16 protein-coding genes are annotated in these 21,567 nt (G+C 66.2%); 11 read left to right on the top strand and 5 right to left on the bottom strand.

Annotation, left to right across the window (positions count from 1 at the left end):
* Positions 1 to 26 precede the first annotated feature (26 nt).
* From ACFE7D_RS07020 to ACFE7D_RS07010, 3 genes are read left to right on the top strand one after another with little or no spacing between them, the layout of a single operon-like run.
* The gene (locus ACFE7D_RS07020) at positions 27 to 182 is read left to right on the top strand and encodes a hypothetical protein (protein WP_375394712.1); all 156 of its coding nucleotides are present in this window, start codon (positions 27 to 29) and stop codon (positions 180 to 182) included.
* Positions 175 to 1,527 carry a putative O-glycosylation ligase, exosortase A system-associated gene (locus tag ACFE7D_RS07015; protein ID WP_375394711.1) on the top strand — a complete coding sequence of 451 codons (1,353 nt, stop codon included), beginning with the start codon at positions 175 to 177 and terminating at the stop codon, positions 1,525 to 1,527. The genes ACFE7D_RS07020 and ACFE7D_RS07015 overlap by 8 nt, the downstream gene beginning before the upstream one ends.
* Complete coding sequence (locus tag ACFE7D_RS07010) at positions 1,524 to 2,582, top strand: acyltransferase family protein (RefSeq protein ID WP_375394710.1); 1,059 nt, start codon at positions 1,524 to 1,526, stop codon at positions 2,580 to 2,582. The genes ACFE7D_RS07015 and ACFE7D_RS07010 overlap by 4 nt, the downstream gene beginning before the upstream one ends.
* Before the next feature lie 26 nt (positions 2,583 to 2,608).
* Here the strand turns inward: ACFE7D_RS07010 and ACFE7D_RS07005 are convergent, their stop codons facing one another.
* Positions 2,609 to 3,160: a type 1 glutamine amidotransferase domain-containing protein gene (locus ACFE7D_RS07005; protein ID WP_375394709.1), complete on the bottom strand. Its 552-nt coding sequence runs from the start codon at positions 3,158 to 3,160 to the stop codon at positions 2,609 to 2,611.
* A gap of 104 nt (positions 3,161 to 3,264) precedes the next feature.
* On the opposite strand from ACFE7D_RS07005, the gene ACFE7D_RS07000 reads away from it, so the two are divergent.
* Both ACFE7D_RS07000 and ACFE7D_RS06995 read left to right on the top strand, forming a co-directional pair.
* The gene (locus ACFE7D_RS07000) at positions 3,265 to 4,266 is read left to right on the top strand and encodes a DNA topoisomerase IB (RefSeq protein ID WP_375394708.1); all 1,002 of its coding nucleotides are present in this window, start codon (positions 3,265 to 3,267) and stop codon (positions 4,264 to 4,266) included.
* A gap of 124 nt (positions 4,267 to 4,390) precedes the next feature.
* Entirely contained in the window at positions 4,391 to 5,548 is a 1,158-nt protein-coding gene (locus ACFE7D_RS06995) for a mechanosensitive ion channel family protein (protein WP_375394707.1), read from the top strand.
* Between the two features lie 28 nt (positions 5,549 to 5,576).
* On the opposite strand, the gene putA is transcribed toward ACFE7D_RS06995, so the two are convergent.
* Positions 5,577 to 8,675 (bottom strand): bifunctional proline dehydrogenase/L-glutamate gamma-semialdehyde dehydrogenase PutA, encoded by a 3,099-nt coding sequence (putA, locus tag ACFE7D_RS06990; protein ID WP_375394706.1) that lies wholly within the window; start codon positions 8,673 to 8,675, stop codon positions 5,577 to 5,579.
* Between the two features lie 156 nt (positions 8,676 to 8,831).
* Here putA and ACFE7D_RS06985 point away from each other — a divergent pair, with 156 nt between their 5' ends.
* The 3 genes from ACFE7D_RS06985 (at position 8,832) to ACFE7D_RS06975 (ending at position 11,459) form a co-directional block, all read left to right on the top strand.
* The gene (locus ACFE7D_RS06985; protein WP_375394724.1) at positions 8,832 to 9,266 is read left to right on the top strand and encodes a MaoC family dehydratase; all 435 of its coding nucleotides are present in this window, start codon (positions 8,832 to 8,834) and stop codon (positions 9,264 to 9,266) included.
* A gap of 133 nt (positions 9,267 to 9,399) precedes the next feature.
* Positions 9,400 to 10,575 (top strand): acetyl-CoA C-acyltransferase, encoded by a 1,176-nt coding sequence (locus tag ACFE7D_RS06980; protein WP_375394705.1) that lies wholly within the window; start codon positions 9,400 to 9,402, stop codon positions 10,573 to 10,575.
* A 398-nt stretch (positions 10,576 to 10,973) separates the two neighbouring features.
* Positions 10,974 to 11,459 carry a pyridoxamine 5'-phosphate oxidase family protein gene (locus ACFE7D_RS06975; RefSeq protein WP_375394704.1) on the top strand — a complete coding sequence of 162 codons (486 nt, stop codon included), beginning with the start codon at positions 10,974 to 10,976 and terminating at the stop codon, positions 11,457 to 11,459.
* Positions 11,460 to 11,482: 23 nt separating this feature from the next.
* On the opposite strand, the gene ACFE7D_RS06970 is transcribed toward ACFE7D_RS06975, so the two are convergent.
* Positions 11,483 to 12,715 carry a polyhydroxyalkanoate depolymerase gene (locus ACFE7D_RS06970; protein WP_375394703.1) on the bottom strand — a complete coding sequence of 411 codons (1,233 nt, stop codon included), beginning with the start codon at positions 12,713 to 12,715 and terminating at the stop codon, positions 11,483 to 11,485.
* Positions 12,716 to 12,846: 131 nt separating this feature from the next.
* Here ACFE7D_RS06970 and ACFE7D_RS06965 point away from each other — a divergent pair, with 131 nt between their 5' ends.
* Positions 12,847 to 14,637 (top strand): ABC transporter transmembrane domain-containing protein, encoded by a 1,791-nt coding sequence (locus ACFE7D_RS06965; RefSeq protein ID WP_375394702.1) that lies wholly within the window; start codon positions 12,847 to 12,849, stop codon positions 14,635 to 14,637.
* 17 nt (positions 14,638 to 14,654) lie between these two features.
* Positions 14,655 to 15,812: a saccharopine dehydrogenase family protein gene (locus ACFE7D_RS06960; RefSeq protein WP_375394701.1), complete on the top strand. Its 1,158-nt coding sequence runs from the start codon at positions 14,655 to 14,657 to the stop codon at positions 15,810 to 15,812.
* A 163-nt stretch (positions 15,813 to 15,975) separates the two neighbouring features.
* Here ACFE7D_RS06960 and ACFE7D_RS06955 read toward each other — a convergent pair whose 3' ends face one another.
* Positions 15,976 to 18,306, bottom strand: coding sequence for a ribonuclease R family protein (locus ACFE7D_RS06955; protein ID WP_375394723.1), 2,331 nt, complete (start codon positions 18,304 to 18,306; stop codon positions 15,976 to 15,978).
* A 40-nt stretch (positions 18,307 to 18,346) separates the two neighbouring features.
* On the opposite strand from ACFE7D_RS06955, the gene glpD reads away from it, so the two are divergent.
* A complete protein-coding gene (glpD, locus tag ACFE7D_RS06950; RefSeq protein WP_375394700.1) occupies positions 18,347 to 19,957 on the top strand; it encodes a glycerol-3-phosphate dehydrogenase in 1,611 nt (536 codons plus the stop codon).
* Here the strand turns inward: glpD and proS are convergent.
* Entirely contained in the window at positions 19,908 to 21,443 is a 1,536-nt protein-coding gene (gene proS / locus ACFE7D_RS06945; protein ID WP_375394699.1) for a proline--tRNA ligase, read from the bottom strand. The two genes, glpD and proS, sit on opposite strands and share 50 nt — an antisense overlap.
* Positions 21,444 to 21,567 lie beyond the last annotated feature (124 nt).

Genomic DNA, 21,567 nt, shown 5'->3' with positions numbered 1-21,567 from the left:
TCGAGGTGCGGGCGAAAGGCACGGCGATGATCGACAATCTGGCGCTCGGCCTGACGCACGGATTGATGCTGCTCGCCGCGTTCCTGCTGCTCAAGCGCCCCGATCTGGACAGGGAGGGCCCGGTCGAAGCGAAACGCGCTCCGCGCAAGCGTACCGCAAATGGGGAGCCGCCGGTTGCGTGATCTCGCCTTCGCCGCGTTCCTCGTCGCACTGTTCGGGATGGGGTTTCGTCGGCCGTTCCTGTTCGTGCTCGCCTATGTCTATATCGACATCGTCTCGCCGCAGCGGCTGACCTATTTCCTGCTCAACACGGTGCCCATCTCGTTGATTGCGGTCGCGCTGGCGGTCGGGGCCTGGGCCATCGCGGACGACAAGGCCGATGTTCGGGTCGCGCCGCGTCAGGGGATCATCCTGATCTTGATGGCCTATTGCGGGCTGACGACGCTCGGCGCGGATTTCCCGGCGGACGCGATCGATAAATGGGACTGGGTCTGGAAGACGTTGTTCTTCGCGGCGTTCCTGCCGCTCACGCTGCGGACCAGGCTCCGCATCGAATCGCTGCTGCTGTTCATGATCCTGTCGGCGGCGTCGATCATCATCGTGGGTGGCGCAAAGACGCTGGCAAGCGGCGGTGGCGGCTATGGGCAGCTGAACCTGATGGTCGACAACAATAGCGGCCTGTACGAGGGCAGCACGATCTCCGCGGTCGCGATCGCTATCATTCCCGTGATCCTCTGGTTCATGCGCTACGGCACCGTTTTTCCGCCCGACCGGCGATCGAAGACATTCTGTCTCGCACTGGTCTTTGCCTGCCTGCTGATCCCGGTCGGCACCTCCACGCGGACGGGGCTGCTTTGCATCCTGCTATTGGCGGTGCTGCAAATCCGCGCGGTGCAGAAAAGGGCGCGTTACATCGCCGTTCTCGCATTGCTCGGTGTCGTTGCCGTCCCCTTCCTGCCGTCGCAGTTCACGCGGCGGATGGACACGATCAAATCCTATCAGGCGGACGAATCCGCCTCGACCCGGATCGCGGTCTGGGGCTGGACATGGGATTATGCGAAGACGCATCCGTTCGGCGGCGGGTTCGAGGCCTATCGCGGCAACCACATCCGCTATGACCTGGTGAAGAGCGACAGCGGCCCGGCATCGAAATCGGCCCAGAACACCGTCGAGGTCGACAAGGCGCGCGCCTATCACAGCGCCTATTTCGAGATGCTGGGCGAACAAGGCTATCCGGGACTCGCGCTCTGGTTGATCATCAGCATCACCGGACTGGTCCGCATGGAAATCCTGCGCCGTCGCTACCGCGAAGGCGATCTCGCCTGGGCAGGCGGGCTGGCAGGGGCATTGCAGACCGCCCATCTCGTCTATCTGCTTGGTGCCGCGTTCATCGCGATCGCGTTCCAGCCGTTCGTCTACATGCTGATCGGCGCGCAGATCGGGCTCGACACCTATCTGGCGCGCAAGAGGAGCCAGGCGAGCTCCCGGCCGATCCAGCGCGCCCGCGTAACACCGGTGGCGGCATGACGCGACCGGTCGGCGAACTGCGCGCGCTGACCGGCGCGCGCGGGATCGCGGCGTGGTTCGTCGTCCTGTTCCACATCCGCCAGTCGATCGCGGGGCTCCCGCCGGCAATCGCATTGCTGTTTTCCAAGGGGTATCTGGCGGTCGATTTCTTCTTCCTTCTTTCGGGTTTCGTGATGTGGCTGAGTTGGGGCGAGCGGCTGCACCGGGAGCGGTGGCATGCGATCGTGCCGTTCCTGCGTAAACGGATCGCGCGCGTCTGGCCGCTGCATGTCGTGATGCTGTCGGCGATGGTTGCGCTGGCGCTCGTGTTCGTCGCGACCGGTCGGGCGGACCCCGTTTCCTTTCCGTTCGCCGATCTGCCGCTGCACGTTCTGTTGCTGCAGAACTGGGGTTTCGTCGACCGGCTGGCATGGAACATCCCATCCTGGTCGATCAGCGCCGAACTGGGTGCCTATCTCGTCTTTCCGGTGGTCGCGATCATGATCGACTGGCGGCGACTGCCGACCACCGCATTGCTGGCGCTGGTGGGCATTCTGACAATCGGGCTGTGCGTCGTAATCCGGCCATCGCCACTGCTCAGTTTCGACATCCCGCGGTTCGGCCTCATCCGCTGCCTGTGCGAGTTCCTCACCGGAACCATCGTCTGTGCGCTTTGGCAGCGTAGCGATGGCGTGTGCGTAGCGGGCGTGACGGCGATCGGCGTCGCGGCCTCGTGGGCGATCGGCGTACCCGAAACGCTCGCCGCGCCCGCGCTGTTCGCACTCCTTATCTACCTGCTCGCCCACGCGGCCATCGACAGTCCGCTCGGGGGCCGCGGGGTGCATTTCCTGGGCGAGGTCAGCTACGCCACCTATCTATGTCACTATCCGCTGTGGATCGTCTTCAAGCTGATCTTCGTCCGCCGGGTCGATGACGTCCCGCCAGCCCTGATCGCCGTCTATATCGGTATCGTCCTGATATGCTCCAGGATCCTCCACGTTCGGGTCGAACGGCCGGCGCAGCGCTTCATCGATGGTCTTGCGCCATCGATGAAACAGGCACGCGCCCTGCCCTGACCATCGGCCACAGGGCGCGCACGGTGTTACGCGTCCGCCAATTCCTCGACCAACGCTGCGATGATCGCGTCGTTGAATGCGGGGATGTCGTCGGGCTTGCGGCTGGTGATGAAATTGGCGTCGACCACGACCGCTTCGTCGACGACCTCGGCACCCGCATTTTCCAGGTCGGTGCGGATCGACGGCCAGCTCGTCACTCGCCGGCCGTCGACGACATCGGCCTCGATCAACAGCCACGGCGCATGGCAGATCGCGGCAACGATCTTCTCGTCCTCGGCGAAATCCTGGATGATCTCGATCGCGCGCTCCTCCATGCGCAGCTTGTCGGGATTGCCGACGCCCCCCGGCAGGACGATCGCGTCGTAATCGTCGGTATCGACCTCATCCAGCGTCATGTCGGGCGTGATCGTGTCGGCCTTCTCGCCCGCTTTTTCACCCTGGATCGGATCGGTTTTCGGCGACGCCAGGGTGACGGTCGCGCCGGCGTCGATCAGCGCCTGACGCGGCTTGAACAATTCGTCATTCTCGAACCCGTCGGTCGCGAGCATGAGGATGCGGGCTTTGGAAAGATCGGGCATGCGGTGCACTCCTTGATTGCCCGCTACGAACCCCCCGCCGCCGCCGCCGTTCCGGAACGAAGCGACGACGCGCGCATTTTGCCAGTCGTTACGAAGGAGCATCGATGGCGCGCATCGTCTATGCGGACGACCGGCAGCCCGGGATCACCCGGAAGAAGGTTCGAAACGGCTGGAGCTATTGGTCCCCGACGGGCGAACGGATCACCGATCGCGAAGAGATCGACCGGCTGAACGCCATTGGCTTGCCGCCTGCGTACCGCAATGCCTGGTTCTGCGCGAACGCGGACGGACATATCCAGGCGATCGGCCGGGACGAGAAGGGCCGCAGACAATACCGATATCATGCTGATTTCCGCGCCGCGCAGGAGGCATCGAAATACGAACGATGCGTCGAGTTCGGACATGCACTGCCCCGCCTGCGAAAGCGCGTCGAACTTGACCTGGCCAAGCGCGGCCTGACGCGGGAACGCGCCGTGGCGGGTGTCATCAGGCTGCTCGACGAAGGTCATATCCGCGTCGGCAACGAAGCCTATGCGCAGGCCAATGAGAGCTTCGGCGCGACGACGCTTCGCAAGCGTCATGCCGCATTGAAGGGCGAGGCGCTGACGCTGCAGTTCAAAGCCAAATCGGGCAAATTGTGCACGCTGAAGATGACCGACAAGGCGCTCGTGCGGTTCGCGCGAAAATGCCAGGACTTGCCCGAACAGCATCTGTTCGGCTGGCTGGACGACGCGGGCGAAGCGCATCCCGTCACCTCGTCCGACGTGAACGCGTATATCCGCGAAGCGACAGGCGAGGCGTTCACCGCCAAGCATTTCCGCACCTGGGCCGCCAGCGTCACCGCGTTCGGGGCGCTGGCTTCGACCGAACGCGACCTCAGCCTCAAGACGTTGCTCGAACCCGTTACGCTCAAGCTGGGGAACACCGCGGCGATCGCGCGCAAATCCTATGTTCATCCCACGCTCATCGACCTCGTGAAAGAGGGGCAGACCGCCTTTCGCAAGGCGCTTCGCCTGCCGCGCGCCGCGCGGTACCTGAGCCGTACCGAACGCGGCCTCATCGCCTTTCTCGAACGCGGCCGGCCCGCGCTCAAATCGGCCGCCTGATCCAGAGACGTCCATGCCAAACCCCGTTCCTGCGAAAGCAGTTGCTACCGGCCACCATTTGAGTGCCGCCGATCTGCGAGCGCAGACGGAGGACCTCGTTGCCTCGGCGGTTCAGTGGTTTCAGATGCATTGGCTTCAAATCCTGATCGCGGTCGCGGTCGGCACCGTCATCGTCTTCGCGCTTGGCGCGCTGAGGCGGCTGGGCCAGCGGCTGTGCCGGCACGACCAGCGGCTTGCCGGATGGGGCACGGTGTTCGGCCGCGCGCTGATGCGGACCAACAATTTCTTCATCGTCACGCTCGCGGCGAAGCTCGTCGACGGATACGCCGCCGCACCGGGGGAGGTATCGGGCACGATCAATTTCCTTTGGACGGTCGCGTCGGTATTCCAGGCGGCGATCTGGGCGCGCGAGATCATCCTGGGCGCGATCGAGCATCGCACAAGCTCCGAACATTATTCGGGCGAGGCGCTGCTGAACGCATTGGGGTTGATCCGCATCCTCGTCACGTTCCTGCTGTTCGCGATCGCGCTGATCGTCGTGCTCGACAATCTTGGCGTCAACGTCACCGGCCTCGTCGCCGGTCTGGGGGTCGGCGGCATCGCGATCGGCCTCGCCGCGCAGGGCATATTCGCCGACCTGTTCGCGGCGATCGCCATCATCTTCGACCGGCCATTCGGGCGGGGAGACGCCATCACCTACGACAAGTCGTCGGGCACGGTCGAGGCGATCGGGATCAAGTCCACCCGGATCCGCGCGCCGACGGGCGAGGAACGGATCATCTCGAACAAGCATCTGCTCGACAAGGAAATCCTGAACAACACGCGGCGCGACTATCGCCGGATAACCTTCACGCTGGGACTCGTCCAGTGGACCCCCGTCGATGTCATGGATGGGCTACCCGCATTGGTGAAGGAGGTCGTCGGGGCGACCGGGGGCAAGTTCGTCCGTGCCGGCTTCGCGGCGTTCGGCGAGTCGAGCTATGATTTCGGCGTCGAGTTCGATTCGGCGGGCGCCGCGTATCAGGAATATTACGACCTGCGTCATGAGGTCGGCATGGCACTGGTACGGCGATTGAACGAAGAGGGGATCGAACTCGCCTATCCGACGCAGACCGGCTTTACCGCGCGCCCGGACGGCGGCCTCATCATGCCCTACGCCTCGCTCGAAACGCTGAGCGCGGCGGTAGCACGCGCCCCGCGACGCGGCACGCCGCTGCCGGTATCGACCGACCGGTCCGCAGTCGATCAGGACGCCGGTGATGGGTCGAGCAGTTTGGAATAGGAAAGCCCCTCGCCACCCCGGAATCGGCTCAGATCCCACCCTCGTCCAGCGACAGCAGGGATGCGTTGCCGCCAGCGCTGGTCGTATCCACCGACACCGCCCGCTCGGTCACGAAGCGATAGAGATAATGCGGTCCCCCAGCCTTCGGCCCGGTCCCCGAAAGCCCCTCGCCGCCAAAGGGCTGCGACCCCACCACCGCGCCGATCATCGACCGGTTGACGTACAGATTGCCGACCGCCGCCTCGCTCTCCGCCACTTCGGCGGCGCGCGCGATACGGCTGTGGAGGCCCATCGTCAGCCCGTATCCCTTCGCGTTGACGCGCGCGATGGTCTCAGACAACGTTCCCGCCTTCCACGTCGCGACATGCAATAACGGGCCAAACCATTCCGTGTTCAAACCCTCGATAGAGACCAGCCGGATGAGCGTGGGCGGCACGAACAACCCGTCTGTCGGCGCGTCGATCGTTTTGACCCACCGGTCACGCACGCTCTCCCGATACGCCATCAGCCGGTCATGGGCGGCACGGTCGATCACCGGGCCGACATCGGTCGCCGGATCGCCGGGCGCGCCGATCGTCAGCGTATCCATCGCGCCCGACAGCATTTCGATGACGGTGTCGGCGACGTCCTCCTGCACCACCAACAGACGAAGCGCGGAACAACGCTGCCCGGCCGAACGGAAGGACGATGCGACGACATCGGCGACCACCTGTTCGGGCAGCGCGGTCGAATCGACGATCATCGCGTTGATGCCCCCCGTTTCCGCGATCAGCGGGACGATCGGGCGATCATCGTCTTCCAGCAGCGACCGGGCGATCCTGCGCGCGGTCGCGGTCGATCCGGTGAAGGCTACACCCATGATCCGCGGATCGCCGGTCAGTGCTGCGCCGACCTCGGGGCCGCCGGGCACGAGGATCAGCGCATCGGCCGGCACGCCCGCCTCATGCGCGAGGGCGACCGCCCGGGCGGCGATCGCCGGTGTTTGCGGTGCCGGCTTTGCGACGACGGTATTGCCGGCGACGAGCGCGGCGACGGTTTGACCGAGGAAGATCGCGAGCGGGAAATTCCACGGCGCGATCGTCGCCCAGACGCCGCGGGGTTCGAGGTGCAGTGTGTTGCGTTCGCCGGTCGGTCCGGGAAGGTCGACGGGGTGGAGGTTGGCGCGTGCCTGGCTTGCATAGTAGCGACAAAAGTCAGCGGCCTCGCGGACTTCGCCTATGGCGTCCGGGATGGTCTTGAACGCTTCCTGGACGCAGATCGCCATCAGCTCGTCGCGGTTCGACTCCAGCAGGTCGGCGAGCCGGTCGAGGCACGCGGCGCGGGCGTCGATCAAGGTGCCGGACCAGGCGGGAAAGGCGGCGTGCGCGCGGGTGATGGCGGAGGCAACGTCACTCTCCTCCCGCTCGCGGGAGGGGTTGGGGTTGGGGTTGGGGTTGGGCGCCCGCGCTCCACCAGCGCCGGTGTTCGTGGATAGCGAGCGCCCACCCCCGGCCCAGTTCCGGGTGAACGACGCCCCGCGTCGTTCAGGCGATGCCTGGGACATCGCCGACCCGGAACTCGCAAGCGGGAGGGGCGCGTTCACGGCCGCCGCCGCCGCCTTCAAGGTCTCCACATCGCTCAAATCCAGTCCGCTCGAATTCCGGTGCCCCCCCGCCCCGAAAAGATCCACCGGCAGCGGGATCGAAGGATGCCGCGCGCCCCCGACCGCGGCGATCTTCGCCACGGGGTCGGCCAGGATGTCCGCCTCGCTCAACCGCGCATCCGCCAGCTGATGCACGAAGCTGGAATTCGCGCCGTTTTCCAGCAGCCGCCGGACGAGATACGCGAGCAGATCGCGGTGCCCCCCGACCGGTGCATAGACCCGGCAGCGATAGCCATTCTCGCGCACCAGCCGCTCGTACAACCCGTCGCCCATCCCGTGCAGTCGCTGGAACTCGAAGTCGCGGCTGTTGCCCGCCCATTCGATGATCGTCGCGACGGTCAACGCGTTGTGGCTGGCGAAGGCGGGGCGGATATGCTCGGCGTCCAGCATGTCGCGCGCGACCGCCAGATAGGACACGTCGGTCGCCGCCTTGCGCGTGAACAGCGGATAATCCGCCAGCCCCTCGACCTGGGTCCGCTTGATCTCGCTGTCCCAATAGGCACCCTTGACCAGCCGCACGTTCATCAGCCGCCCCATCTCTTTGGCTCGCCCGTTCGCCCAGGCCACCACAGGCCGCGCGCGCTTGCCATAGGCCTGCACCGCCATGCCGAACCCGTCCCAACCCCTCAGACTCGGCAAGGCAGCGACGGTGCTGATGATGTCGAGGCTCATCTCCAGCCGTTCGGACTCTTCGGCATCGACCGTCAGCGCAATCCCCTTCGCCGCAGCCTGTTCGGCGAGCGCGACCAGCATGTCTGTCAGCGCGGGCACGCATTCGCTCCGCCGCGCGACCTCGTAGCGCGGATGGAGCGCGGACAGCTTTACCGAAACCGAATGCCCCGCCGCCGGATCGCTGCCGACTGCGTCGATCGCGCCGACATAGGACTGGAGATAGCGATCGGCGTCGGCGAACGTCCGCGCCGCCTCGCCCAGCATGTCGAAGCTCGCGGTAAACCCCTGATTCTCCGGGCGCGCCATCCGCCGCATCGCCTCGTCGATGGTCCGGCCCATGACGAAGATCTCGCCCATCATCTTCATGGCGGCCCCCACCGCCTGCCGCACGAACGGTTCTCCTGCGCGGCTGATGAGGCGCCGGAGCGGTCCCTGCTCGCCCTCCCCCACCAGCGCGCGCCCGACGACCAGTCCCCAGGTCGCGACGTTGACCAGCTTCGACGACGACTCGCCGGTATGCGCACGCCAGTTCGCGTCGCCCAGCTTGTCCGCGATCAGCAAATCCGCGGTTTCCGGATCGGGCACGCGCAGGAACGCCTCGGCAAGCGACAGCAGGGCGACCCCCTCCGACGAATTCAGCCGGTATTCCTGCAGGAACTGGTTCACCCACCCCCGCGACTGCGCCGCGCGCAGATCCGCCAGCAAGCCGGACGCATGCCCGATCACCCGATCGCGCGAGTCGGTCGTCAGCGCCGCGCGGGCCAGCAACGGTTTTAGAACATCGGGTTCGGCGGCGCGGTGCAATTTTGCCATGGATCTGCGGGCATCTGACGTTGCGGCGTAGGACATGATCGAACCTTCGGTCGGCTGAGGCTTGCGGAACCGGTCGGCCCGCGCCTAGAGAATGCCCGCGCTAAGCCATATTTCGCCACCCAGGGGAATGCCGTGACGACGATCACCGTGGAGGAGATGAAGGGCCGGATCGGCAGCGAAACCATATCCGAATGGGTCGAGGTGACGCAGACCATGATCGACAAGTTCGCGGATGCGACCGGCGACCACCAGTTCATCCACGTCGATCCCGCAATGGCGGCGATGACGCCGTTCGGCGGTACGATCGCGCACGGCTTCCTGACGCTGTCGCTGATGCCTTTATTGTCGTCCAGGGTTTCGGACGCGCCGATGCTGGAGGGTGTGAAGATGGGCGTCAATTACGGCGGCAACAGGGTTCGCTTCCTGACCCCGGTGCGTTCTGGTTCCAAGGTTCGCGGTCGCTTCAAACTCCTGGAATTCGACGAAAAACGGCCCGGGCAATATCAACAGACCAACGAATTAACGGTCGAGATCGAAGGTCAGTCCAAGCCCGCGATGATCGCGGAGTGGATCAGCCGGATTTTCGTCTGACCTTACTCCCCCCGCGCGCGCGCGGGGTCGGGGGGTGGGCGCCCGCTCTCCACTGAAAACTTCGCCCGACGTGAACGGGCACCCACCCCCAGCCCCTCCCGCAAGCGGGAGGGGAGCCAGAAAGAAAAGCACCATGCGTTCCGCCGTCATCGTCTCAACCGCCCGTACCCCGATCGGCCGCGCTTACCGCGGTGCGTTCAACAACCTGCCTTCGCCGACGCTCGCCAGCCACGCGATCAAGGCCGCGATCGAGCGCGCGGGGATCGAGGGCGCGGAGGTGCAGGACGTGGTGTTCGGTGCCGCGCTCCAGCAGGGCGTGCAGGCGGGGAACATCGCCCGCACCGCGCTGCTCCGCGCCGGGCTGCCGACCAGCGTGTCGGGCATGTCCCTCGATCGTCAGTGCGCCTCGGGCCTGATGGCGATCGCGACTGCAGCGAAGGAGATCGTGGTCGACAATATGGACGTGGCGATCGGCGGCGGCGTCGACAGCATCAGCCTGGTGCAGACGCCCAAGATGAATGTCGCGCCGGACCCCGAATTGATCGCGATGCACAAGGCGGTCTACATGCCGATGCTTCAGACCGCGGAGATCGTCGCCAGCCGCTATGGTATCAGCCGCGATGCGATGGACGAATATGCCCTGCAGTCGCAGCAGCGCACCGCCGCAGCGCAGGCAGCCGGCAAGTTCGACGACGAGATTATTTCGGTCAGTGCGACGATGGCCATAGTGGACAGGGAAACGAAGGAGGTCACCCACAAGGACGTGACCCTGTCCAAGGACGAGGGCAATCGCGCCGACACCACGCTTGACGGCTTGAAGAGCCTGAAGGCCGTGCTGCCTGAGGGCACGATCACCGCGGGCAACGCTTCGCAGCTTTCGGACGGCGCATCCGCCAGCGTGCTGATGGAGGAGAAGGTCGCCGCGGCGAAGGGCCTGACGCCACTTGGCCGCTATGTCGGCATGGCGGTGGCGGGCACCGAACCCGACGAGATGGGCATCGGCCCGGTCTTCGCGATCCCCAGGCTGCTCGAGCGCTTCGGGCTGAAGATGGACGATATCGGCCTGTGGGAACTGAACGAGGCGTTCGCGGTGCAGGTGCTGTATTGTCGCGACAAACTCGGCATCCCGGACGAATTGCTCAACGTCGACGGCGGCGCGATCTCGATCGGCCACCCTTATGGCATGTCGGGGGCACGCATGACCGGACATGCGCTGATCGAAGGCAGGCGTCGCGGCGCGAAGCATGTCGTCGTCACGATGTGCATCGGCGGCGGCATGGGCGCGGCGGGTCTGTTCGAGGTGCTGTGAGGTTGAAAATTAGCCGATGATACGATATGTATTGATCCCGGCGACGTCATAGGCGCCTTCTTGTGTGAGCCCCGGTCGTGTCAGCGGCCGGGGCTCAAATCGTTTGGGACCGGCGTGTCAGCGCGAGCCCGCCCGTATGCCCTACTTGTTACGTACCTCCACGATTTTGACGACCAACGTCGCAAAACCGATGAGAACGCCAAGGATCAGGCCAAGTCGGTCACCGTCATAGGTGTTTCCTCCATGTGTTGGCAGCGTCATTGCTACCGCGCCGGATCATGATGACCGGACGAAATCACGCAACCTGCACATTGGGGCACTGTCGAAACGTACAGGGCAGCGCTTCGCAACCAACGCCGCCCCCACCCGTTCTCCCACCAACCAATCAGGAGGACAATATGGCCGACCAGCACACCCCGCAGGAAGTCGCGGACAAGTTCATCGACAAGTTGAAGACGAGCCCCTTCGTCATGATCGGGCTGGAAGGCAGCGACCAGCATCGCGAACCGATGACCGCCCAGATCGACGACGATCAACCTAATACCTTGTTCTTCTTTGCCGGGCGCGGCAATCGCATCGCCGACGGTGGCCGTGCGATGGCGCAGTTCGTCAGCAAGGGGCATGACTTCTTCGCGTGTCTTGACGGCGTCGTATCGCGCGATGACGACCGGGCCGGGATCGACAAGCTCTGGAACAAAGCGGCCGAGGCCTATTTTCCGGGCGGAAAGGCCGATCCCGACCTGACGCTGCTACGTTTCGACATCGACAGCGCGGAATTGTGGGAAACCGACATCGCGCTGTCCGGACGGTTGAAGATGCTGTTCGGCGGTACGATCAAACCCCAGGAGAACAGCAGCCACGCGGTCGTGGACACCGTGGCCTGATCGATCGGATGGCGGCGGGCGGGTCAGCCGTTCGCCGCCATCCAGTCCTCCACGACGGGCGCGATCGTATCGCGCCACCGCGCGCCGTTGAATATCCCGTAATGGCCCGCACCTTGCGCCATCAGATACCGCTTTTTCACATCCGGAAGGCTGGTCGCGAGCGACAGCGCGGCCTTGGTCTGGCCGATTCCGGAAATATCGTCGCGCTCGCCCTCGATCGCGAGCAGTCCGATATCGACGATCGCCCCCGGATCGACCGATCGACCGCGATGGGTCATCGTCCCGTTCGGCAGCGCATGCGTCTGGAATACCAGATCGATCGTCTGGAGATAGAATTCCGCGGTCATGTCGCAGACCGAGCGGTATTCGTCATAGAATGCCTTGGTAGCATCCGCGCTCTCGCCATCGCCGGCGACCAGATGCCTGAACATGTCCCAATGGCTGTTCATGTGATTGCCCAGGTTCATCGACAGGAATCCGGCAAGTTGCAAAAACCCCGGATAGACCCGCCGCCCCGCACCCGGATAGTTGGCGGGGATCGTCGCGATGACATTCTGTTCGAACCAGGCGAAAGGACGTTTCGTCGCGAGCGTATTTACCGCGGTCGGTGCCTGACGCGTGTCGACCGGACCACCCATCATCGTCAGCGTCTTCGGCAGCCAGGGGTGCGCGTCCGCACTCATCAGCGCGGCGGCGGCGTAGCATGGCACCGACGGCTGACATACCGCCAGCATATGCGCGCGCTCCCCGTCCCCCGCCTCACCGATCGTCGTCAGGAAATCCACGAGGTAATCGATATAATCGTCCAGATCGAAACGACCTTCCGACACGGGCACCATTTTCGCGTCGCGCCAGTCGGTGATATAGACATCCGCGACCGGCAGCATCCGTTCCACCGTGCCGCGCAGCAGCGTCGCATAGTGACCCGACATCGGCGCGACGATCAGCAGCTTTGGCCCGTCATCGATACCGTCGCGAACGAAATGCCTGAGCTGACCGAACGCGCGGCGTGCGACGATCTCTTCGCGCACCGCGACCGTCCGGCCATCGATGATCGTGGAATCGAGGCCGAACGCGGGCTTGCCGCGCGGTGCGGCGGCGTGCGCGAATACCTCCAGTGCCGACGCCATGACCGATCCGCCGCCAGTGCGGGCGAACGGATTACCGGGACCGGTCAGCATCGACGCACCGAGATCCGCCATCGCGCCGGCACCGGCCAACATCGAACGCTGCATCTCGTACATGTCGTAAAGCATCGGGTATCCTTCATCCCGTGGGTCGCATCATCCCTATCCACATTTCCGCGGTGCACAATCGACGTTCGTGCATGTGCGTGCACGGTGTCCGTCGTCGTTGAGCGAAAGCGACGGGGCTGCTAGATCGGGACATGGCCCGACGACCGTCCCCGACATCTGCGCTTCCAGCCGTACCGCGCCGTCTGGGTAGCTTGAAAATGGTGTGGCGCTTCGCCTCGCATTACCCGGCGCAGGTCGCGGCGGCGCTCGCGGCATTGCTCGTCACATCGCTCGTGACCGCGTCGATCCCCTATCCGATCCGGTCGATGATCGATCGCGGCTTTTCGCATGGCGGCGATGCTGCGCATATCGATCAGGTCTTCTATGCGCTGTTCGGCCTGGTGCTGCTGCTCGCACTGGGTACCGCGGTGCGCTTCTACTTCGTTTCGTGGCTGGGCGAGCGCGTGGTGGCGGATGTGCGCGTTGCGGTGCAGCGCAACCTCCTCGGCCTCGCGCCGCGTTTCTTCGAGGAGAACCGGCCGGCCGAGATCGCATCGCGCCTTACCGCGGACACGGCGCAGATCGAGGTCGCGGTCGGCACCACCGTGTCCGTCGCGCTGCGCAACGCGCTGACCGGGATTGCCAGCGTCGCGACGATGTTCGTTCTGGCGCCAAAGCTCGCGGGATCGCTGCTGCTCGCGATCCCGATCATCATCCTGCCGATCGTTCTGCTTGGCCGGCGGGTGCGTGGCTTTTCACGCACGAGCCAGGACCGGATCGCGGATATAGGCGCGATCGCGGTGGAGACGCTTGGCGCGATGAAGATCGTTCAGGCGTTCGGCCAGGAAGCGCGCGAAGCCGAACGCTTCGCAGCGGCGGTGGAACAGGGCTTCGCCGCCGCCAGGCGCCGCATTCGCATCCGCGCCCTGATGACTGCGCTCGTCATCCTGCTCCTGTTCGGCGCGATCCTCTGGCTGCTCTGGTCGGTCGTGTCCGACGTTGCGGAGGGGCGTCTGTCGGGGGGATCGCTCACCGGCTCGCTCGTCGCCGCGTTCCTGGTCGCCGGCTCGTTCGGTTCGCTGACCGAGGTTTACGGGGACCTGCTGCGGTCGGCGGGTGCGGCGGAGCGGTTGCATGAACTGCTGACCGAGGTCGCAGGCATCGCCGCACCGGCCGAGCCCCGTGCCTTACCCGAGCCGGCGCGCGGGGCGCTGGCGTTCGAGCATGTCGCGTTCCGCTATCCGACGCGGCCGGACGTCGCCGCGCTGCACGATTTCACGCTGACCATCGCCCCCGGCGAGACGGTCGCGCTGGTTGGGCCATCGGGTGCCGGCAAGACGACGCTGTTCCAGCTGGCGGAACGCTTCTACGATCCGAGCGGCGGCCGTGTGACGATGGACGGCGTCGACCTGCGCGAGGCCGATCCTGCCGATATCCGCGCGAGGATCGCGATGGTGCCGCAGGAGACGGTCATCTTCGGCGCGTCGGCGCGCGACAATCTGCGCTATGGTCGCTGGGACGCGACCGACGCCGAACTGTGGGACGCGGCGGAGGCCGCCAATGCCGCCGGGTTTCTGCGCCGGCTACCTGGCGGGCTCGATACCTTCCTTGGCGAAGGCGGCGCGAGATTGTCGGGTGGGCAGCGGCAGCGCGTGACGATCGCGCGCGCGCTGTTGCGCAATTCGCCGATCCTGCTGCTCGACGAGGCCACGAGTGCGCTCGATGCCGAGAGCGAGCAGCTGGTGCAGCAGGCGCTGGAACGGCTGATGGCCGACCGGACCACGCTGGTCATCGCCCACCGGCTCGCGACCGTGCGCGCGGCACGGCGGATCGTCGTGATGGAGGAAGGGCGGATCGTGGAGGAAGGCAGCCACGCCGCCCTCATCGGCCACAGCGGCCTTTATGCGCGGCTGGCGAGCCTGCAGTTCAACGAGGCGGCCTGACACCGGGAGACGACGGCATGCGCGACTTCGATCTGATCGTCTACGGTGCGACCGGCTTCACCGGCCGTCTGGTCGCCGAATATCTCGTACAGGCCTATCCCGCCGACGGGCCGCGATGGGCGATGGCCGGGCGCAGCGCGGCGAAACTGGCGGAGGTGCGCGACCTGGTCGGCGCGCCGGCGGATACGCCTTTGGTCGTGGCGGACGCATCCCATCCGGCCAGCGTCAGGACGATGGCCGAACGGGCGCGCGTCGTGCTGACGACGGTCGGGCCGTACCAGCTCCATGGCAACGACCTCGTCGCGGCCTGTGCCGCGGCGGGCACGGGCTATGTCGATCTGTGCGGGGAACCCGCCTGGATGCGGCACATGATCGACGCGCACCAGGATTCGGCGAAGGCCAGCGGCGCGCGGATCGTGTTCAGTTGCGGGTTCGACTCCATCCCGTTCGACCTCGGCGTCCTGTCGCTGCAGGAATGTGCGGTCGCCAGGCACGGCGTGCCCGCCCCCCGGGTCAAGGGCCGCGTCCGCAAGATGCAGGGCGGCTTTTCGGGTGGCACCGCGGCCAGCCTGAAGGCGACGCTGATGGCCGCGGCCCGGCATCCCTCGATCGTCGCGCTGCTGACCAATCCGTTCGCGCTGACCCCCGGCTTTTCCGGGCCGCACCAGCCGATGGGCCTGCTGCCCGAATATGACGGGACGATCGGCGCCTGGGTCGCGCCGTTCATCATGGCGCCGATCAACACCAAGAACGTGCACCGCACCAATTTCCTGCTCGGTCAGGCCTATGGCAAGGATTTCGTCTATGACGAGATGATGGTCGCGGGGCTCGGCGATGTCGGCCGCGCAGCGGCAGAGGCGATCACGAAGCTGAACCCCCTGGCCTCCGACAAGGGGCCGAAGCCGGGTGAAGGGCCGTCGAAGGACGAACGCGACAACGGCTTCTACGACCTGTTGTTCGTGGGACTGATGCCGGACGGTTCGCGGATCGACTGCGTCGTGACCGGGGACCGCGACCCGGGCTATGGATCGACCAGCAAGATGGTCGCGGAGACGGCCCTGTGTCTGCTGGAGACCGAGGGCGAAGGCGGCATCTGGACGCCAGGTGCGCTGCTCGGCGCGACGCTTCGGCACCGGTTGCAGGACAAGGCGGGGCTGACGTTCCGGGTGGGGTGATCTCCGTCGCCCTCACCCTTCCGGCGCTGCGCGCCTCCCTCCAGCGTCGGGTCGGTCATGCCCCCGGCATGACCTGAACAGTGCGGGGCACTGTTCACCCGACGCTCCCGGCGGGAGAGGGAAAAGACGCCGAAGGCGGGGCGAAGGGTGAGGGCGACCAAGTTTACCGCTTCTTCCCCTGATGCCGGATATTCATCGGCCGGCCGCGGTGCTTCACCACCCGGTCGCCCCGCCGCGGCGGAGCGGCCTGCTTGCCGCCCGGCAGCTCGAACCGCAGCGCGCCCGATACCGGGTTCGCCTCGGCCAGTTTGAGGTCCAGCCGCTGGCCGAGCGTATAGACGTCGCCGCTGGTTTCCCCCGTCAGCGTACGCGATGCCTCGTCGAAGCGGAAATATTCGCCGCCCAGATCACGCACCGACAACAGGCCGTCGCCGCCGACACCCTCCACCGTCGCGAACACACCGAAATTGGCGATGCCCGTGATCCGCGCGGGCATCGTCTCACCGATCCGTTCGGAGAGGTAGGCCGCGACGTAGCGGTCCATCGTGTCGCGCTCCGCCTCCATCGCGCGGCGTTCGAGGCGGCTGATCTGTTCGCCGACCGCCTCCATGTTCGCTGCATCCGCCGCCGGCAGAGCGCCCGGACCGAGGCCATAGCTTCCCACCAGCGATCGGTGGACCAGCAGATCGGCATAGCGCCGGATCGGCGAGGTGAAATGCGCGTAGCTGCCGAGCGCGAGGCCGAAATGGCCATGGTTCGCCGGGCCGTAATAGGCCTGGGTCTGCGTGCGCAGCACCTGTTCCATCACCTGCGGGCGGAAATCGGCGTCGCCAATCCTGTCGAGGACATGGTTGAAGGTCGCCGGCCGCACGGCCTGCCCCAGCGCGAAGGCGACGTCGAAGGTCGCCAGATATTCCTTCAGCGCGACCAGCTTCTCGCGACTCGGCGGCTCATGGATGCGATACATGACCGGTGCCTTCTTCGCCTCGAGCGCCTTGGCGGCGGCGACGTTGGCGGCGATCATGAAATCCTCGATCAGCCGGTGCGCATCGAGCCGTTCGCGCGGCGCGACGGACAGCAGCCGACCCTGTTCGTCGAGGACGACACGACGCTCCGGCAGATCGAGGTCGAGCGGCGCACGGGCCGCCCGCGCCTTCGCGAAGGCCTGCCAGCACGACCAGAGGGGGGCAAGGATGGGTAGCAACGACTCCCCCTCCCGCGTGCGGGAGGGGGCTGGGGGGTGGGCGCTCGCCATCGATGGCGTATCGTCCGTGGTGAGCGAGCGCCCACCCCCGACCCCTCCCGCACGCGGGAGGGGAGAAGAAGAACCCCCTCCTGCGACCGAAGCGTCCATGATAGCCTGCGCATCCTCATACGCGATATTCGCCGCGATCCGCACCACGGCGCGGGTAAAGCGCCAGGACAACAGCCCCCCGTCCCTGCCGATCCGCAAATGGCAGGCCAAGGCCGCGCGGTCCGCGCCCTCCTTCAGCGAGCAAACGTCCGCGGACAGGATCCCGGGCAGCATCGGCACGACCCGGTCGGGAAAATACACCGAATTCCCCCGGCGTCGCGCTTCGCGGTCCAGTTCGGACCCCGGACGCACGTAGAAGCTGACATCCGCGATCGCGACGATCGCCTTCCAGCCTCCCTCGTTGGCCGGGTCGTCGTCCGGTGCCGCCCACACCGCGTCGTCGTGATCGCGCGCATCGGCCGGATCGATGGCGACGATCGGCAAGTCGCGCAAATCCTCCCGCCCCTCGCCAAGCGCCAACCCGGCGACGGCGCGCGCCTCGTCCAGCGTCCCGATGGAGAAGACGTCGGGAATACCCAGCTTGTGGATCGCGATCAGCGAGAAGCTCTTCGGCGCGAACGGATCGCCTAGTCGCTGCACCACGCGCGCGGTGACCCGCGGCGGTCGCCCGCTGCGTTCGGCGAGCACCAGATCGCCCGGCCCCGCCTCGCCTGCGTCCGACACCACGCAATCGCGGCGTTCCTTCTTGTCGACACCGGTCAGCCACAACCGCCCGCCTTCTTCGCGCAGCACGCCGATCAACCGGTCAGACGCCGCGGCGATCTGCTTCATCGGATGCGCGATCCAGCCGACCCCGGCCTCTTCCGTCCGGGCCAAAATACGATCGCCGATCCCGAGGCTTCCACCCTTGCGTTCGCGCACGCGCAGTCGCGGGATCGGCACGCCTTCCGCCTCCCACCGGTCGGGCACCGCCCAGACATTGCCGCTATCATCGACGTCCACGATCCGCAGCGCGGTGACCTTGGGCACCCCGCCCATCTTGTGGAACGCGCGGCCCGGTGCCGAATCGATCAGCCCCTCGTCGGCCATGTCCTTCAGCAACGCCTTCAGCGCGATCTTCTCCTGCGCGCTGAGCCCGAAGGCGCGCGCGATCTCGCGTTTACCAGCGGGCTGTTCCGAATGCGCGATGAAATCGAGGATTTGCTGGCGGCTCGGAAGCCCTGCCTTGGGTTTGTGCATCGCCCCGAGATAGAGTTTCGCGCAGCGGACGTCACCCGCTATGAACGACCACATGACAATGGCGACGTACGACCTGCTGATCGTCGGTGGTGGGATCAACGGCGCGGCGATCGCGCGCGAGGCGGTCCTGAACGGGCTGTCGGTCCTGCTGGTGGAGCAAGGCGATCTGGCAGGTGCGACATCGTCCGCCTCGACCAAGCTGATCCATGGTGGCCTGCGCTACCTCGAATATTACGACTTCAAACTCGTGGCGGAGGCGCTGCGGGAGCGCGAGCGGCTGGTGAAGGCCGCGCCGCACGTCATCCGCCCGTTGCGCTTCGTCCTGCCGCACGAAAATGCGGTGCGGCCATGGTGGATGGTTCGGCTGGGGTTGTATTTCTACGATATGCTGGGCGGCCGGATGACGCTGAAACGATCGCGCTCGCTCCGCAAAAGCGACACCGCCTTCACCGCGCCGTTGAAAGGCGGCGCGCGCGGCTTCGTATATTCGGACGCGTTCGTCGACGATGCGCGGCTGACGCTGCTGAACGCGATCGATGCGGCGGACCATGGCGCGGACATCCGCGTCGGCACCGCGCTGGAGTCCGCGCGTCGAGACGACGGAATCTGGCGCGCGACGCTGTCCGGCGGCGGCGGCGTCACTACGCGCGCGATCGTGAACGCCGCCGGCCCCTGGGTCGCCGCGCTGCTCGGGCGGTTGGGCGTGAATACCGCGGCCGGAGTACGACTGGTCAAGGGCAGCCACATCGTCGTGCCAAGGCTGTACGACGGCGACCACGCCTATATCCTGCAACTCCCCGACCGGCGGATCGTGTTCGCGATTCCCTATCAGGACGACTCGACCGAGATCGGCACGACCGACATCCCCGTCGATCGTCCGGAGGATGCGGTGATCGATGCCGACGAGATCGGGTATCTGTGCGACGCGGCGAACCAGCATTTCGTTCGGCAGGTCACCCCCGGCGACGTGACCTCGACCTGGTCCGGCGTGCGACCGCTCTACGACGACGGCGCGAGCGAGGCGCGGGCGGTGACGCGTGATTACGTGCTGGAACTCGATACCAACGGCCCGCCCCTGCTGTCCGTGTTCGGCGGCAAGATCACCACGGCGCGCCATCTGGCGGAGGAGGCGATCGGCAAGCTTGCGCCGACGCTCGGTCGATCGGCCAGGCGAACGACTCGAGACCGGATATTCCCCGGCGGCGATATCGCGCCCTTCGCCGCGTTTCTGAGCGAGGTTCGCCGCATCTGGCCATTTCTCGGCACCCGGCGCAGCGAACGGATGGCGCGCGCCTATGGGTCGATGCTCCGCCGGATGCTCGCGGACGTCACCGACGAGGCCGGCATGGGCCGCGCCTTCGCCGCCGGGTTGACCGAGATCGAGGTGCGCTGGATGCATGATCGCGAATGGGCGCGCGCGCCGGACGATGTCCTTATGCGGCGATCCAAGCTGGGGCTGCACATGACGGCCGCCGAGCGAACGGCATTCGCCGCCTGGTGGAACGCAACGTACCCGGCTGGCGAACGCTTCGCGGCTTCGGCAACCGTCACGCCGCGCTCGAACGGCTGGCAACCTGACCCACGTCCAATAGGACCGGCACTCAGTAAGACCGCCCGATCAACACCCGCTCCACCGCCGGTTCGCCCGTGAAGATGCATTTGCCCTGGGTCTTGCCCTGACCCATCGGGGCGTTGCGGATCGTCAGCTTCAACGCCTTCAGTCGTTCGACCACCGCGTCCAACGCCGCGCCCGTCGGCTTCGCCCAGCGGACATCGGCCCAACCCGGATTTGGGTTGCCTTCCGCGAACAGCGCCTCGATCCCCGCCCAGTCGTCGACCGGCGCGATGTTGGCCTTCAGCCGATCGGTCGCCCGTGCGTGCAGAACCGTCTGGATCGATTCCAGCATGGCCGGTACGTCCGCGGTGAAATCGCCGCGCGGCACGACCACGCTGTCGAGCTTCCCGTCGTCCCGGTACAACCGGTCGCGCCGGATGACCGACACCGCGCCGCCCGCCATGTCGCGGCCACCGACCTCAATCACGATCGGCGCACCCTTCTTCACCCAGCCCCAGCGCTTGGTGGCGGCCTTGGCGGGCTTCAGGTCCAGCAAGGCGCGGATCGGTTCGCCGAACGCCGATCGCCGGCCCAGTTCCTCGCGCAGGTCCCTGCAATAGGCGACGATCGCCTCGTCCTCGGGCTGGTCGCGCAGCATCGGGACGATCACGACCTGCCACGGCGCGACGAGCGGCGGCACGCGCAATCCGTCATCGTCGCCGTGAACCATGATGACCCCGCCGATCATCCGCGTCGACACGCCCCAGCTCGTGGTACTCGCCAGTTCCAGTTCGCCGGTCGCGTTCTGGAAGCGGATGCCCTGGGCGGTCGCGAAATTGGTGCCGAGAAAATGCGAGGTGCCCGCCTGGAGCGCCTTGCCATCCTGCATCATCGCCTCGATCGAATAGGTCGCGACCGCGCCGGGGAAGCGCTCGTTCTCCGGCTTCTCGCCCGCCACGACCGGCAGCGCGAGGCAATCCTCCGCGAAGGAGCGGTACACCTCCAGCATCTTCAGCGTTTCCTCGCGCGCCTCCTCCGCGGTCGCATGCGCGGTATGGCCCTCCTGCCAGAGAAATTCGGACGTCCGCAGGAACATCCGCGTCCGCATTTCCCACCGCACGACGTTCGCCCATTGGTTGATGAGCACCGGCAGGTCGCGCCAGGACTGCACCCAGCGCGCGAAGGCGGTGCCGATGACGGTCTCGCTGGTCGGCCGGACGACGAGCGGCTCCTCAAGCTTCGCGCCGGGGTCGGGGGTCAGGCCACCCTTGCCGTCCGCGATCAGCCGGTGGTGCGTGACCACCGCCATTTCCTTGGCGAACCCCTCGACATGCTCCGCCTCCTTCTCGAAGTACGACAAGGGGATGAAGAGCGGGAAATAGCAATTCTCGTGTCCCGTCGCCTTGATCCGGTCGTCGAGCAGGCGCTGGATGCGTTCCCAGATGCCATAGCCCCAGGGCCGGATGACCATGCAGCCGCGCACCCCCGATTCCTCGGCCAGATCGGCCTCGGCGATGACGGACTGGTACCAGGCGGCGAAATCGGCCTGGCGGGTGACGGGGAGCGCGTGCTTGATGGCCATGGCGCTCGCGCTTAGCGGCTCGCCCGCACCGCCGCCAGCAGACGCTTGCCGCGAAGGTACATCTCCATGCGCGTCATCGACAACATTCCCAGCGCCAGCCCCAACGCGCCATCGGTAAGGAGCG

The organism is uncultured Sphingomonas sp. (assembly GCF_964244235.1).
Taxonomy (GTDB): Bacteria; Pseudomonadota; Alphaproteobacteria; order Sphingomonadales; family Sphingomonadaceae; genus Sphingomonas.
The sequence above is the reverse complement of the archived record's forward strand: the minus strand, read 5'-3'. Positions and strand labels throughout refer to the sequence as shown.

What these genes read in the sequence shown, in the direction of transcription:
- ACFE7D_RS06955 (WP_375394723.1), bottom strand. Translation starts at nt 18,306, where the DNA reads ATGCACAAACCCAAGGCAGGGCTTCCGAGCCGCCAGCAAATCCTCGAT.
- ACFE7D_RS07005 (WP_375394709.1), bottom strand. Translation starts at nt 3,160, where the DNA reads ATGCCCGATCTTTCCAAAGCCCGCATCCTCATGCTCGCGACCGACGGG.
- ACFE7D_RS06975 (WP_375394704.1), top strand. Translation starts at nt 10,974, where the DNA reads ATGGCCGACCAGCACACCCCGCAGGAAGTCGCGGACAAGTTCATCGAC.
- ACFE7D_RS07000 (WP_375394708.1), top strand. Translation starts at nt 3,265, where the DNA reads ATGGCGCGCATCGTCTATGCGGACGACCGGCAGCCCGGGATCACCCGG.
- ACFE7D_RS06980 (WP_375394705.1), top strand. Translation starts at nt 9,400, where the DNA reads ATGCGTTCCGCCGTCATCGTCTCAACCGCCCGTACCCCGATCGGCCGC.
- glpD (WP_375394700.1), top strand. Translation starts at nt 18,347, where the DNA reads ATGAACGACCACATGACAATGGCGACGTACGACCTGCTGATCGTCGGT.
- ACFE7D_RS06995 (WP_375394707.1), top strand. Translation starts at nt 4,391, where the DNA reads ATGCATTGGCTTCAAATCCTGATCGCGGTCGCGGTCGGCACCGTCATC.
- ACFE7D_RS06970 (WP_375394703.1), bottom strand. Translation starts at nt 12,715, where the DNA reads ATGCTTTACGACATGTACGAGATGCAGCGTTCGATGTTGGCCGGTGCC.
- ACFE7D_RS07020 (WP_375394712.1), top strand. Translation starts at nt 27, where the DNA reads ATGATCGACAATCTGGCGCTCGGCCTGACGCACGGATTGATGCTGCTC.
- proS (WP_375394699.1), bottom strand. Translation starts at nt 21,443, where the DNA reads ATGGCCATCAAGCACGCGCTCCCCGTCACCCGCCAGGCCGATTTCGCC.
- putA (WP_375394706.1), bottom strand. Translation starts at nt 8,675, where the DNA reads ATGGCAAAATTGCACCGCGCCGCCGAACCCGATGTTCTAAAACCGTTG.
- ACFE7D_RS06960 (WP_375394701.1), top strand. Translation starts at nt 14,655, where the DNA reads ATGCGCGACTTCGATCTGATCGTCTACGGTGCGACCGGCTTCACCGGC.
- ACFE7D_RS07010 (WP_375394710.1), top strand. Translation starts at nt 1,524, where the DNA reads ATGACGCGACCGGTCGGCGAACTGCGCGCGCTGACCGGCGCGCGCGGG.
- ACFE7D_RS06965 (WP_375394702.1), top strand. Translation starts at nt 12,847, where the DNA reads ATGGCCCGACGACCGTCCCCGACATCTGCGCTTCCAGCCGTACCGCGC.
- ACFE7D_RS06985 (WP_375394724.1), top strand. Translation starts at nt 8,832, where the DNA reads ATGAAGGGCCGGATCGGCAGCGAAACCATATCCGAATGGGTCGAGGTG.